Genomic DNA, 12,755 nt, shown 5'->3' with positions numbered 1-12,755 from the left:
GGTCAGCGCCTCCCCTGTCGTGATCGGCGGGCAAAGGCCAAGCCGCTTTCGGGATCGAACAGGTGAACGCGTGCCGGATCGGCATCGATCATGATCCGGTCACCCTGAACAGGCGCGAAATGGCCGGCCTCATGGATGATGATCTGCTCGTCCTGGCCGGCAAGATTGCCGTAAACATAGGTCTCGGTGCCGAGGCCTTCGTGATACTGGACGATGAACGGCAGGCCCTTTTCGCTGGAGCGGGAGAAATGCGCGGGCCTTATGCCGGCAAGCACATCCTGTCCGACCGTAATGCCCTCGGGATCGACGTCGCCGACGATCCTGCCGCCGCCCGCGACATCGATGGCGACACCGCTCTCGCTGATGCCCGATACTTTCCCCTTGATGATGTTCATGCGCGGCGAGCCGAGGAAGCCGGCGACGAAAAGATTGCGCGGATGATCGAAGAGTTCCAGCGGTGCGCCGACCTGCTCGACCCGCCCGGCGCGCAGCACGACGATCTTGTCGGCCATGGTCATCGCCTCGACCTGGTCGTGCGTGACATAGATCATCGTCGTCTTGATCTCGCGATGGAGCTTGGTGATCTCAGCCCGGGTTTGGACGCGCAGCGCCGCGTCGAGATTGGACAGCGGCTCGTCGAAGAGGAAGATATCCGGTTCGCGCACGATGGCGCGGCCGATCGCCACGCGCTGGCGCTGGCCGCCGGAAAGCTGCTTCGGGCGCCGGTCGAGATAGGGTTCGATCGCCAGCATCCTGGCGGCTTCGGCAATGCGCGCCTCGATCTCGGCGCGCTTGAACTTCAGATTTTCAAGGCCGAAAGCGAGGTTCTTGCGAACGCTCATATGCGGATAAAGCGCGTAGGACTGGAAGACCATAGCGATTTTGCGCTCGGCCGGCGAAAGGGCGCTGACGTCGCGGCCGCCGATGGCAATGCCGCCCGACGTAACCTCTTCCAGGCCGGCAATGACGCGCAACAGGGTCGACTTGCCGCATCCCGACGGGCCGACGAAGACGACGAATTCGCCGTCCTTTATATCGAGATCGACGTCATGCAGCACTTTGACGGAGCCATACGACTTGTTGACGGTGGAAAGTTTCAGTTCTGCCATGCCCCACTCCCGTCGGGTGCCGCCGTTTCGAAGACGACGTCGATTGCGTTCCAGCCTTGCGGCAGCGGTGTCGGTCTCGCGATCCGCACCTCGTTCATCAATATCCCGGTGACCCCCGCCACGTAGACGGCGGGCATTCCGCCCGGATAGTCTTGCAGGCCGATCACCCGCCCGTCCGCCCCGCGCGTCCAGGCATTGGCGCGGCCGCCACCGTCTGCCTTCGGCGCAAGGTCCGCGTTTGTCGGACGCAGGTCGTAGGCCTGCGCGGTGCCGAGTTCGCCGGGCCGTTGATCCACACCGATGCGCGCCAGCGATACATTGCGAATGCCGGCGGACGAAGCCGAAATGACGGTGATCGCCCCTTCCATGCGCCCGGTAATGTCTTCGACAATGAGGTTTTCGATGGCGCCTGCCGGGCGCTCAGCGACACGGTCGACGACGTTGACGGTCAGCGCCTCCCCCGAGCCCCAGAAGCCGTCGAGCGTTTCGCGGCACTCGACAGCAATCCGCGAAAACCTGACGTTCGATATCCGGCCGCCGTCGCGTGAGAAGATACCGAGCGCTCGGTTGGAAGATGAAACGCTACAATCCTCGAAGACGACATTGGTGACGTCGCCATGCGTTTCCGTGCCGATCTTCAGCGCGCAGCTGAGGCTCTGAACGGCGCAGCGGCGGATAAAAATATTCTCACATCGTCCGATTGCGACACCCTGCGGGCCGATGCTGGTCTTCAGGCATATGCCGTCATCGGCCGTCGATATCGCGCAATCCTCGATGACGGCGCCGCGGCAGGCATCGAACACGATACCATCCGTATTGGGAAGGCGGCGGTCGTTTTCGATCGTGACGTTGCGGACCGCGACATCGGTGCAGTCGACGAAGTGCAACGTCCACATCGGCGAACGGCTGATATGTAGCGCGCTGATCTCGACCTCGTCGCAGCTCTCGAAGACGACGACGCGGGGGCGGAATTCGGCCGGAATGAAGGTCCCTACCGTCTCGTCATCCCCGATGATGAAGCTCTCGCAGCCGGCTTCGATACGCCCCGGCCCCGTCAGGCCGATCCGCCGCGCGCCCTTGGCGACGATCATGCCGCGATCTGACTTCTCGGCGATCACCGAAACAGTCGTATGCGCATAGGCTGCATAGTCCGGAACCGGCCGCAGGATCGCGCCGGCGGCCAGATGCAGATCGACGCCCGAATGGAGCCGGAGCCCCCGGCAGATGTGGATGCCCGCCAGGAGCTCCAGGCATCCGCCGCCGGAAGCCGAGAGATCGTCGATCGCCGCCTGCAGGCGCTCGGTATTGTCGCCGTCGAGCGCCTCGATCGAAACGAGGGAGGCGGCACTCATTGACGCTGACCGCTTTCGAGAAAGACTTCCGTCAGCAGCAGCATGGTCAACGCCTGGCCGTAAGGCGTCGGCAGGTTCGGGATGCGCCGGTAGAAATCGAGGTCGTGCCCCATCGGCGTGCCGTCCGAGACGCCGTGGACGACGCCCTCCTCGTCGATCTGCGCCAGCACCGCCGCAAGCGCACGCTCGGCATAGGCCCTGTCGCTCTCGTCCAGAATGCCGGCATCGATAGCGCGCAATATGCCGTAAGCGATGCCTGCCGTCGCCGAGGTTTCCAGCGGCGAGGACGGATCGTCGAGAAGGGTCGTGAACATCCCGTCCGGCCGCTGATATGCCTTCAGCGAGCGCACTTGGCTGACGAGAACATTCGAAAGGAAGCGCCGATCCTTCTCGCCGAGCGTCGGGACAAGATCGAAGAGTTCGGGAATGGCGACGGTGATCCAGGCATTGCCGCGCGCCCAGAAGGCGTTGGCGAAATTGTGCCGGCCGTTGAAGGTCCAGCCGTGATACCAGAGACCGCTGACCGGATCGGAGAGATAGCGTGTGTGGATCACGAACTGATAGACGGCCTCATCGATCCAGTCGTTGCGCTTGCAGAGCACGCCGGCGCGGGCGAGGAACAGGCAGGCCATGAACAGCGTGTCATCCCACAATTCGCCGTCGTTGAGGCGTTCCTTGACGACGTGCTGAAAGCCGCCCTCCTCCGTCTTCGGCAATTCCTTGACGAGCCATTCGGCCCAATCCTCGACCAGCGCGCGGAAATCGGGACGGTCGACATGCTGGACGAGGATTGCCAGTGGCAGCATCGGCGCCGTGCTGTTGATCTGGCGCGGCGGCAGGCCGCGCTCGATCTGGCCGGCATACCAGGCGACGAGCTCCTGCAGCGCTTTCTGATCGTTGGTGGAAATCGCACGTCGCAAGAATCCGTAGAGGCCGACGCCGACTTCCCAGTCCCACTCGTCGAACTGGATCCCGGAGGTGGAGCTTCCGGTCACGAGACCTTCCTTGATGCCTCTAAGCCGGCTGAAAGCCGTTGCCACGCGATCGATCGTCGTCAGGAGCGCGGCGTTATCGACAGATGTAGTGTTCATGCTGGGGACCTATGTTTTACGAGTAGAGCGGTCCGTCAGTACCGGCTTGGGACGCGGCACTGTCGTGGGTGAGAATCGGGTGCGGCTGATCATGTGTGAACAGCCGGCGCTTGCCGGCGATCGAAAGACCGTCGGCATAGGAAAGCGAGAGCACGGGGCCGCCCGGCGGCGTCAGCGTCAGCAGGCGAAGCGCAGGATCGAAGGAAACCGCCGTCTGGTACAGGCGTTCGAGGAAGGTTTTGAAGGCGTCGCCATTGCCGCATCCAACGATAGCAGCCCAGCCACAGAGCGACCCGTAGGAGCGCGCCTCGCGGCCGGCGGTCGGCCCCTCGGTGATCAGTTCCAGGCCGTTGGAGGCCCAGAGGGCGGAAAATCCCCGGCCCGACCGTGCGATCAGCCACTTGCCTTCGACAATGAGATCATCGAGGCCATCGCGGCCGATATAGGCATGCGTCCATGCGTGCCGTGCGTCGCTTGTGTCCTCGATCAGCAGGGCGACATCACGATGCTGGGCGACACGCGGCAGGATGCCGTTGCCGGCCCAATAGGACGGCCTTTGATTGCCCCAGGGATCGTCCTCGCCGGGATGATTGACCCAGAGTCGCGCCATTGGATGGCCGGCCAGCCTGATGTCGAGGACGTGCTGCTGGTGACCCTTCCGACCAGTCTTGTGATCGACCACCGTCGAAAGCTGCGCCGCCTCGTTCTTGAACAGCACGAGCTTTCCACTCTCGAGCCCCTGGCTGTAACGCGCCTCGACGCTTCTGCCCCTGGAAGGGGCGGCAAGCTCGATCAGATCGGCGGGCGGCTCGTAGCCGCCGGCGCAGAACATCGTCAATGCCGCCACGCCGTTGTTGAGCCAACCGGTGCCGAAAGCCACCTGGGCAAAGGGCGCAAGCTCGGTCAGCGGGCCGGCGCGCAGTTCCTTGTCGTAGGCGCGGCCCTGCGAGCCGGCCGGAACGCCGGCCAGCGTATGAAGGGCGATCATGCGGAAGATGAGGTCGATCTGGCCGCGGGCGCGATCGGCAATCCCCCTCTCGGCCCAGCGCTCCAGCGCCAGCAGGCCGATGAAATCGATCGGGTAATAGGCGGCCGAATTCCACTCCGCCAGGCCATGAGCCTCGACGCTGTCGAACCAGCGCCCGAGCCGCTCGACGGCGAGTTCCGCCTGCTGCCGTCCCGTCCGCCCGGAGGCCGAGAACACCGCATCGGGGAGAAACAGCCCGGCCAGCAGCTGGCTGGTATGGAAGCAGAGCACATGGTTCTCGCTCCAGAACCACATCGCGTCATTGCCCGGCTCGTCGACCCAGTAGCGATAAGAGAGAACGGAACGGCGGATGCGTTCGACCGTGGCCGCAGGCATCCGGTCGCCATAGGCGCCGAGCAGCCAGAGGAGGGGCACCATGATGAAGTCCGAGCAATCCTCCCGCGCATCGATCGAGGCAAGGGTCGCATCGACGATGCGCTTGAAGCTTTCCGGATCGTGATGGCCTGTTTCCATCATCGCGATGAGACGCCCGGCGCGATTGGCGCCGAAGCGGGCGCTGTATTCCAGCGCCTGCCGCTTGCGGGCGGAAAGCGACGCCTCTTCAGGCAATGGCGATAGGCTGCTCATGAAGGCGGCATCGATGACGCGGGTGACCGAACCCGGTCCGGAACCGATCGTCATGTGAATGCCGTGATAACCGTCCGCAATACCGCAGACTTCTTCGGCGATCAGACGGCTCTCGCCGGCGCGCAGGGTCAGTTTCGAATGGGCAAGAATCGGCCGCTCATGGCCATGGCCGACCACCTTGAGATCGACGGGCAGGTCGCGCTCGGGCGCCGTGTCGAAGATGATCTCCAGCGGCTGATTGATGAAGACGTCGCGGGCCGGGCGCACGCCGCGCGAAAGGGTTTCCAGCTCGCGCACCTCGTTCTGATCCAGCGGCACCGGCAGCAGCACGCAGAGCGGCTCCTTGTCCAGCATTTCGAGCTCGAAGAACCAGGTCGTGTCGCGCTCGGCGAGGTCTTCTGTATGGACGAGGATCTCGTTGTCGCCGGCCTCGAGCGTCAGCATGATCTCGGTTGCGCTCTCGACGTTGCGCCTGAAGGGTTCGAAGCGCACCGCCTCCTGCCCGTTGACCCAGATGCGGACGCCGCCGCAGGTCTTGAGCGCGAGATTGAGCGTGCGCGGGGCTTCCGTCCTGAACGTGCCCTTCAGCCATCGCCTGACATGGGCGGGCACATGCCAGAAGCTGGTAAACTCCACGCGGCGGTTCGAGCCGGGAAGATAGAGGCTTTCCGTCGGCCAGGACGTGTCCGGCTCCAGCGCCCGCCCGACCATGGTGGACCAGAAGGCCTTGCGGCACGGCAGGTCGCCGACATCGACGAAACCGTTGATGAAGCGATAGTTCACGCGATCTTCGGCCGGGGCCGGTTCGCCGGGAAAATAGCGCTCAATGAGGGCGGAAACGGCCCAGGCCGTCACCGTCTGCCCCGCCGCCACGTTGTATGCCGGGGCCATGCCATCAGGCCGCTTGATGCTTTCCGTTTTCACAGATCGCCTCCTCCGCAATCCTATGAAAATATTTTCATTAGGTTATTTGGATGCGTGATTTTTGAAAATTGCTCAAAAACATCGCTATCTGCGTAGAAAATAGCTTGACGGAACGAATGTCAAGTATATGAAATTCACTTATCGATGGCCAAGGCCGCGATTGATGAAAATGTTTTCATGGGAGGATGAAAATGAAAACGTATCTTTCAGGGGCTTTCGCACTGGCGTTGGCTACGGTTTCTTTCGCATGGTCGAGCGTGGCCATGGCGGAAACGCAGACGATCACCTTTCTCTTCACCGACGACGACCAGGCTTATGTCGAGCGGATGGAAGCGCTGAGCAAGGAATTCGAGACGGCGCATCCCGACATCAAGGTGAATTTCGTCTCGTCGGGTTACGATGCCGTCGCCAAGCAGCTGCCGGTGCAGCTTGCCATCGGCGAAGGTCCTGACGTCGCCAAGATCACCGACTGGCAGCTGGCGCCCTATTACCTCGACATGCGGCCGCTGATGAAGGATCCGGATGGTTTCGCCAAGCTGCACGGCGACAGCCTGAACACGCTTCGTTTCCCCGGCGTCAACGAGCCGAACTCGATCAACGGCTATGTCGCCTCGCAGACCTTCAACCTGCCCTTCGTCAACAAGACGCTGTTCGAGCAGGCGAAAGAACCGCTTCCGAAGCCGACCGCCACCCTGAAGGACATCGTCGAAGCCTCGGCGCGCGTCGCCAAGGCGACCGGCGCCCAGATCCCCTTCACGATGGACCGCTCGGGTCACCGTTTCTCCGGCGCGGCCTTCTCCTACGGCTCGAACTACGTCAAGGACGGCAAGTTCTCCTTCCCTGACGATGCCGCCAAGCACTACATCACCGATCTCTACAACTGGACGAAGGACGGCTCTTTCCCGAAGGAAATGTGGGGCGCGGCCGGCGGAACCCAGTACAAGAACATGGGTGACGAGTTCGTCAACGGCAATGTCGTGACCTATCTTGCCGGCAACTGGATGGTCAATCCGTTCCAGAAGAAGATCGGCGACGCCTTCGACTGGACGGCGATCAGCGCGCCCTGCGGCGATGCCGGTTGCTATGCAATGCCGGGCGGTACCGCGATCGTCGGCTTCAAGCGCACCAAGTACCCGCAGGCCGTCGCCTCCTTCATCGAGTTCCTCGGCTCTGAAAAGGTCCAGCGTGAAATCGCCGAAAACTACGTCATCCTGACCGGCGCCGACATCAAGGATCCGCAGTACAAGCTCGATAGCAAGAACGCCAAGGACGCCATGGCCGTCTTCCTCGCAAGCCGCAACAGCGCGCCGAAGGCAGCTCGCGACCTGGAACGCCTGAAGGGCTCCTCCGCCATCTATCAGCTCATTGTCCAGCGGATGAGCCAGCTGATCGTCGGCGAGCTTTCCCTTGAGGACACCTTCAAGGCGATGAGCGCAGACGTCGACAAGGTCAACGTCGCCCTCGCCGCCAACAAGTAAACGGCCGCGCCTGTCTCCCACAGATTGCGCGCTGCATCAGCCACGGCCTCGCAACGGGCCGTGGCTGATCGTTTTTTTGCCTCTGCCTATGCCAACATGCCGAACAGTTCGATTGGTTTCGAATTGTCGATGGACTGAACCACGCTACGTCTTCCCGCAAGGAAAGGTAGCGTTATGGATATCATCAATCGAAACACCGGTTCCCGCTCGGACCTGAGACCAGCCGCCCTCGCCATTCTCTGCCTCGGCGTGATCGTGGCGCAGGTCGACACATCGGTTGTCAATCTGGCGGTCCAGCCGATAGGCCTCGACCTCAAGGCGTCGGTGACGCAATTGCAGTGGGTCGTCGACGCTTATAATCTCGTTTACGCAGCACTCCTCATCAGCGGCGGCCTGTTTGCCGATCTCTACGGTCGGCGCCGGATGTTCGTGATCGGCTGTGCGGTTTTTGCCCTGGCGAGCCTCGTCTGCGCCTTTGCCCCGAGCATCGCAATGCTGATCGGGGCCAGGGCCTTGACCGGTCTCGGCTCCGCCCTCCTGCTGCCGGCGTCGCTTTCACTGATCCGGGTCATCTACCGGGATGAGAAGCTCCGTGCGCGCGTGCTCGGAATCTGGGCCGGCTGCAATGGGATGTCGCTTGCGATCGGCCCCACCCTCGGCGGCTTTCTGATCCGCGGTTTCGGCTGGCGATCCGTTTTCTTCGTGGTCATCCCGATCGCGCTGATCGCGGCGGCGAGCGCGTGGCTTTTCATTCCGGAAAGCGCCGATCGGCAGGGCAGATCCTTCGACCTGCCGGGTCAGTTGCTGGGGATCGCATCCCTCACCGCCCTTACCCTCACCGCGATTGAATCATCGCATCTGCCGCCGCTGTGGACGGCGCTCCTGGCAATCGCCGGCGCGGCTCTCCTGCTGCTCTTCGTCATGGTGGAGAAGCGCCTGGAACAGACGGCCCTCGTTCCGATGTCGATGTTCCAGGACAGCCAATTCCGCGGGGCGATGGCCGGAACGGCGGCGATGACCTTCGGCATGTATGGCACGCTGTTTCTCTTTCCACTGGTCTCGCTCAGCCTCGGCCGCCTGGCCTCCTTTGAAGCAGGACTATCGCTGCTGCCGATGGCCCTCAGCTTCATCGCGATCTCCCCCTTCTCCGGCACGATCTCGGAGCGCCTTGGGAAAAAACGCACCATATCGGCAGGGCTGGCGCTGATGGGTTTGGGCAATCTCCTGCTCGGCGCATCCTTCCTGGCCGACTGGTTCGTTGCCGAAGAGATCGGGCTGCTGTTGACCGGCGTCGGCATGGGAATGGCGACGGGCCCCCTAACCGCGGTCGCGGTTTCAACCGTCACCGCCGATCGTTCCGGCACGGCGAGCGCCCTGATAAACGTTGCCCGCATGGTGGGCGCGACGATAGGCGTCGCCCTGCTCGGGGCGATCTTCGCCTTCCTCGGAGAAGCCGAAACCGGCTTCATCGTCGCGATGTCGGCAGGCGGCAGCGCGCAGTTGCTCGCGAGCATCCCTGCCTGGCGCTCACTCTGAACGCGCGATTGGGCGACTGCTGCGAAGGCGTCGTGACACGAGCCGCGGGAGAGGCTATAGGCGTTGTCGACCTGGGGCCAGCTCCAGGCGCCATATCAAATTATCAAGCGCCGGCACCCGGTCCTTCCGCCGGCGATCCAGCGACTGTCTATCGTATAGAGGTGCATCTCCATGCCGATGGGTTCCGAGCATCCGCTGCGCAGGGAGCTTCACAACGAGTTGCATGCCCGGCCGTCGCTTTATTTCGATGGCGACACCGATGTCTGGCATGTCGCTATCATCGGCGAGAATGGCCCTCCTTCGCTGCCCGGTTCCCTGCCGGGATTGGAAGATGTCACCACGACGGGCGAGGGCAATCACGGCATCGGCCGCGTCGGCGACGGCCGACTGAAATGGGAAGCCCATACCGAGTTCCTCACCCTCACCTTCGTGGTGCCGGCATCGGCCGAACCCGGCAGCAACCCGCCGGAAGCTTTTCGGGCCTGCTGCGGCCAGATTGGCGGAAAGGTCATCGCGGCCGTGCGCGTGCTGGTGCGTGACGAGAAGGACGGGCGCATCCTGGAAAAACCCAAACTCGACTATATCGCTTCGCGGGTCGGCGGCGGCGACGCCGAGGTGCATTCGAACTTTCGGCTGACCGACAGCGGATTCCTCGAGTTCCTGTTCTTCAACCGCAACCTCAACGCCTATCGGACCGGCCGCATGGTCCGGCGTTTCCTGGAAATCGAGACATATCGGATGATGGCGCTGCTGGCGTTGCCGATGGCGCGCGAGACCGTGTCGAAGCTTTCCGCATTTGACCAGCGCCTTGATCTCCTGATCGTCCATATGCAGAGCGCCGTCAAAGTCGACAAGGCGCTGCTGTCCGAGGTGACGAGGCTCTCTTCCGATGTGCTCAACTTCTCGGCACTCGCCCGCCACCGCTTCGGCGCGACAAAAGCCTATGCCGAGATCGTGGCGAGCAGGCTGTCGGAGCTTCGAGAAGAGCGGGTCGAGCAAAGACAAAGGCTCGGTACGTTCATCGACCGACGCTTCCAACCGGCTGTCCGCTCGGTCTATGCGGCAGAACGGCGCCTCGACGAGCTGGCCGAACGCGTCAGCCTGGCCGGAGACCTGCTCAGAACCACCGTGCAGGTTCAGCTCGAGGATCAGAACGCCTCACTGCTGACCTCAATGGAAGAGCGGGCGCGCATCCAGGTGCATATCCAGCAGGCGGTCGAAGGCTTTTCGGTCATCGCCATCACCTATTATACCGTCGGCCTGGTGAAGATCTGCCTCGAAAGCATTTCCGCACTGGGCGTCGATCCGCACGTGGCAAAACTCGCTGTTCTCGGCGCCATCCCGCTCGTGCTCTTCGCCGTCTGGACCGCGGTCCGTCACGTGCGCCGAAGCATCGCCGGCGTGCCGCACGGCCCCACATCCGAAAGCCACTGACGGGGTCACCGCCGCCCTTTCGGAGCGGCGGTGTTCTATTAACCGCTCCGACAGATCGTCACGATGCCATTGCGTAGGGGCGATGGTCTCGTGCCCGACCGCTGCCCGTCTTGAACCGCCGCAACAGATCAGCAAGACTTTCGGTTTCCTGCGTCAGACTCTGGGCCGCCGCCGTGGTTTCTTCGACCATCGCGGCGTTCTGCTGGGTCACCTTGTCCATCTGGTCGCCGGCGGCCGAGACTTCGCGCAGGCTCGTTGCCTGTTCGCGGGCAGCAACGGCGATCTCGGCGACGGTCGCATTCATGGCGGTAACCTGCTCGACGATCTGTTCCAGCGAGAGACCGGATTCGCCGACCAGTTGAACACCGGTCTTGACTTGCGCCGAGGAGGTGGAAATCAGTTGCTTGATCTCCCGCGCCGCATTGGCGGAGCGCTGGGCGAGCTCGCGGACTTCCTGGGCGACGACGGCAAAGCCCTTGCCCGCCTCACCGGCGCGCGCCGCTTCGACGCCGGCATTCAGCGCCAAGAGGTTGGTCTGGAAGGCGATCTCGTCGATGACGCTGATGATGTTGCCGATCTTCGACGACGAATTTTGAATTTCCGTCATCGCGTCGATAGCCCGGGCGACGATTTCGCCGCCCTTTTCGGCATTGGTGCGGGCCGTCGCAACGACGGCCTGGGCGCGGCCTGCGCCCTCTGCCGTGCCGTTGACGCCGCGGGTCACGTCGCCGAGTGCTGCGACCGTTTCTTCCAACGAGGCTGCCTGCTGCTCGGTGCGGCGGGCGAGATCGTTGGAGGCGGTGGAGATTTCCGACAGACCGGAGCGGATGGTGGCGACCGCGCGAATGACAGAGTCGACCGCTTCCTCGAGGCTTGCGACCGAATTGTTGAAATGATCGCGGATCCTGACGTAGCGATGGTCGACTTCGCCGACGCGAACGGTGAGATCACCCTTCGACAACGCGTCGAGACCGACGGAAATCTGGCGGAAGGCATGTTCCATCACTTGCGCATCGGACAGCCGCTCGGCTTCCTGGCGCAGCCGCTCTTCTTCGGCGGCGAGGCGAGCTCGCTCGGCATTGGCTTCGGCGATCAGCTTGGCGCGGCCCGTCTCCTGGAAAACCTTCAGCGAACGCGCCATGGCGCCGAGTTCGTGGCGGTGCTCGACGCCCGTTATCGCGATCCCTTCCTCGCCGCGAGCAAGCTGCTCCATGGACTGGGCCATCTTGCGCACCGCAGAGGAAATCAGCAGGCCGACGAAATAGGAAAGCACGAGGCCGATGACGATCAGCAGCCCGCTGATGACGAGCGTCGTGCTGGTCGCGGAGGCGACCGTCGCCTCCACGGAACCATCAAGGGCCTTCTGGGCACCTGTCACGGTCGCCTGCAAATCCGTGAATTCGCCTGATATTTTCGGCGCGAGCACGCCAAGCTGCGTCTGGCGGATATTGCCGGAGGCCTGCAGCACCTCCTTCATGTCGCCGAGACGGGCGGTGTAGTTCTGCATGAGCTGCCCGGCGCCCATCAGGCGCTTCTTCTGCAGCTCATTCTTCGCAGCCTTGGCGGCGGCGTCATTGAGCGCCACGGCTTCGGCGAGAGCCGCCTGCGCCGTGTCGTAAGCCGCGAAATCGTTGGAATGCACGAAGCGTTCAGAGAAATAGAGACTGCGGTTCAAGGCCTCCAGCGTCGCCGCCGTCATCTGCAGCAGCGTCACGTCGTTCTGGCGCCAGGCGCTGCGCACGACGTCGTTGAGCGCGATACTGGTCCAGGGGCCGAATTCGGTGACCTTGGAGATCAACATGTCGCGCCGAGCCTGCAAGGAAACGATCTGTTCGAAGGCCTTGCCGTAGGCGGCAATATCCTGGCGGATTTCTGCAAGCCCCGACTGCAGGTCCTTGTTGCCGGCAAAACGCGGGTCGTCCGCCTCGAAGGCCTTCACGCCGGCGCGGAAACTGTCGACGACAGCCTGCGTCGGGGTCGAACGGAAAGCCTCCGCCGACATCTGGATCTCGTGCAACTGGTCGCTGTAGTCGGAGATAGCCAGACTCTGGCCGGCCGTGACACGATAGGAAGCGAAGATCGCGGCAAGCCCGTTCATGCCGGAGATCGCGCTGACGGTGAGCAGGCTCATCAGCAGGATCAACGGCACGAAGCCTGCGGTGATCTGCGCGCGAATGCCGAATTTATTCCAGAAATGCAACATCATAGGCCTCTTA

General features: G+C 63.0%; 8 protein-coding genes. 3 read left to right on the top strand and 5 right to left on the bottom strand.

All coding sequences use genetic code 11. The features are described from left to right. Positions 1-2 precede the first annotated feature (2 nt). Genes OS035_RS03785 through OS035_RS03770 form a run of 4 tightly spaced genes read right to left on the bottom strand, consistent with a single transcriptional unit; the run spans position 3 to position 6,091 of the window. The gene (locus tag OS035_RS03785) at positions 3-1,109 is read right to left on the bottom strand and encodes an ABC transporter ATP-binding protein (protein ID WP_097628087.1); all 1,107 of its coding nucleotides are present in this window, start codon (positions 1,107-1,109) and stop codon (positions 3-5) included. After that, positions 1,097-2,461 carry a polygalacturonase PglB gene (pglB, locus tag OS035_RS03780; RefSeq protein ID WP_331813391.1) on the bottom strand — a complete coding sequence of 455 codons (1,365 nt, stop codon included), beginning with the start codon at positions 2,459-2,461 and terminating at the stop codon, positions 1,097-1,099. The genes OS035_RS03785 and pglB overlap by 13 nt, the downstream gene beginning before the upstream one ends. After that, entirely contained in the window at positions 2,458-3,552 is a 1,095-nt protein-coding gene (gene bglB, locus OS035_RS03775) for a beta-galactosidase BglB (protein WP_097628089.1), read from the bottom strand. Before bglB ends, pglB begins: the two co-directional genes overlap by 4 nt. 16 nt (positions 3,553-3,568) lie before the next feature. Further along, entirely contained in the window at positions 3,569-6,091 is a 2,523-nt protein-coding gene (locus tag OS035_RS03770; protein WP_331813390.1) for a hypothetical protein, read from the bottom strand. Positions 6,092-6,282: 191 nt separating this feature from the next. Here OS035_RS03770 and OS035_RS03765 point away from each other — a divergent pair, with 191 nt between their 5' ends. From OS035_RS03765 to OS035_RS03755, 3 genes are all read left to right on the top strand, one after another. Continuing rightward, positions 6,283-7,569, top strand: coding sequence for an ABC transporter substrate-binding protein (locus OS035_RS03765; RefSeq protein ID WP_131710493.1), 1,287 nt, complete (start codon positions 6,283-6,285; stop codon positions 7,567-7,569). A 174-nt stretch (positions 7,570-7,743) separates the two neighbouring features. Next, positions 7,744-9,105 carry an MFS transporter gene (locus tag OS035_RS03760; RefSeq protein WP_331813389.1) on the top strand — a complete coding sequence of 454 codons (1,362 nt, stop codon included), beginning with the start codon at positions 7,744-7,746 and terminating at the stop codon, positions 9,103-9,105. Positions 9,106-9,276: 171 nt separating this feature from the next. Beyond that, the gene (locus OS035_RS03755) at positions 9,277-10,539 is read left to right on the top strand and encodes a DUF3422 domain-containing protein (RefSeq protein WP_131710491.1); all 1,263 of its coding nucleotides are present in this window, start codon (positions 9,277-9,279) and stop codon (positions 10,537-10,539) included. A 58-nt stretch (positions 10,540-10,597) separates the two neighbouring features. On the opposite strand, the gene OS035_RS03750 is transcribed toward OS035_RS03755, so the two are convergent. Next, positions 10,598-12,742 carry a methyl-accepting chemotaxis protein gene (locus OS035_RS03750; RefSeq protein ID WP_131710667.1) on the bottom strand — a complete coding sequence of 715 codons (2,145 nt, stop codon included), beginning with the start codon at positions 12,740-12,742 and terminating at the stop codon, positions 10,598-10,600. Positions 12,743-12,755: the final 13 nt, after the last annotated feature.

It is taken from the genome of Rhizobium sp. 268 (assembly GCF_036571585.1).
Classification (GTDB): domain Bacteria; phylum Pseudomonadota; class Alphaproteobacteria; order Rhizobiales; family Rhizobiaceae; genus Rhizobium; species Rhizobium redzepovicii.
This window is presented reverse-complemented; position numbering and strand designations above follow the sequence as displayed.

Coding starts and splice junctions, on each gene's coding strand:
- OS035_RS03785 (WP_097628087.1), bottom strand. CDS start 1,109: ATGGCAGAACTGAAACTTTCCACCGTCAACAAGTCGTATGGCTCCGTC.
- pglB (WP_331813391.1), bottom strand. CDS start 2,461: ATGAGTGCCGCCTCCCTCGTTTCGATCGAGGCGCTCGACGGCGACAAT.
- bglB (WP_097628089.1), bottom strand. CDS start 3,552: ATGAACACTACATCTGTCGATAACGCCGCGCTCCTGACGACGATCGAT.
- OS035_RS03765 (WP_131710493.1), top strand. CDS start 6,283: ATGAAAACGTATCTTTCAGGGGCTTTCGCACTGGCGTTGGCTACGGTT.
- OS035_RS03760 (WP_331813389.1), top strand. CDS start 7,744: ATGGATATCATCAATCGAAACACCGGTTCCCGCTCGGACCTGAGACCA.
- OS035_RS03755 (WP_131710491.1), top strand. CDS start 9,277: ATGCCGATGGGTTCCGAGCATCCGCTGCGCAGGGAGCTTCACAACGAG.
- OS035_RS03750 (WP_131710667.1), bottom strand. CDS start 12,742: ATGTTGCATTTCTGGAATAAATTCGGCATTCGCGCGCAGATCACCGCA.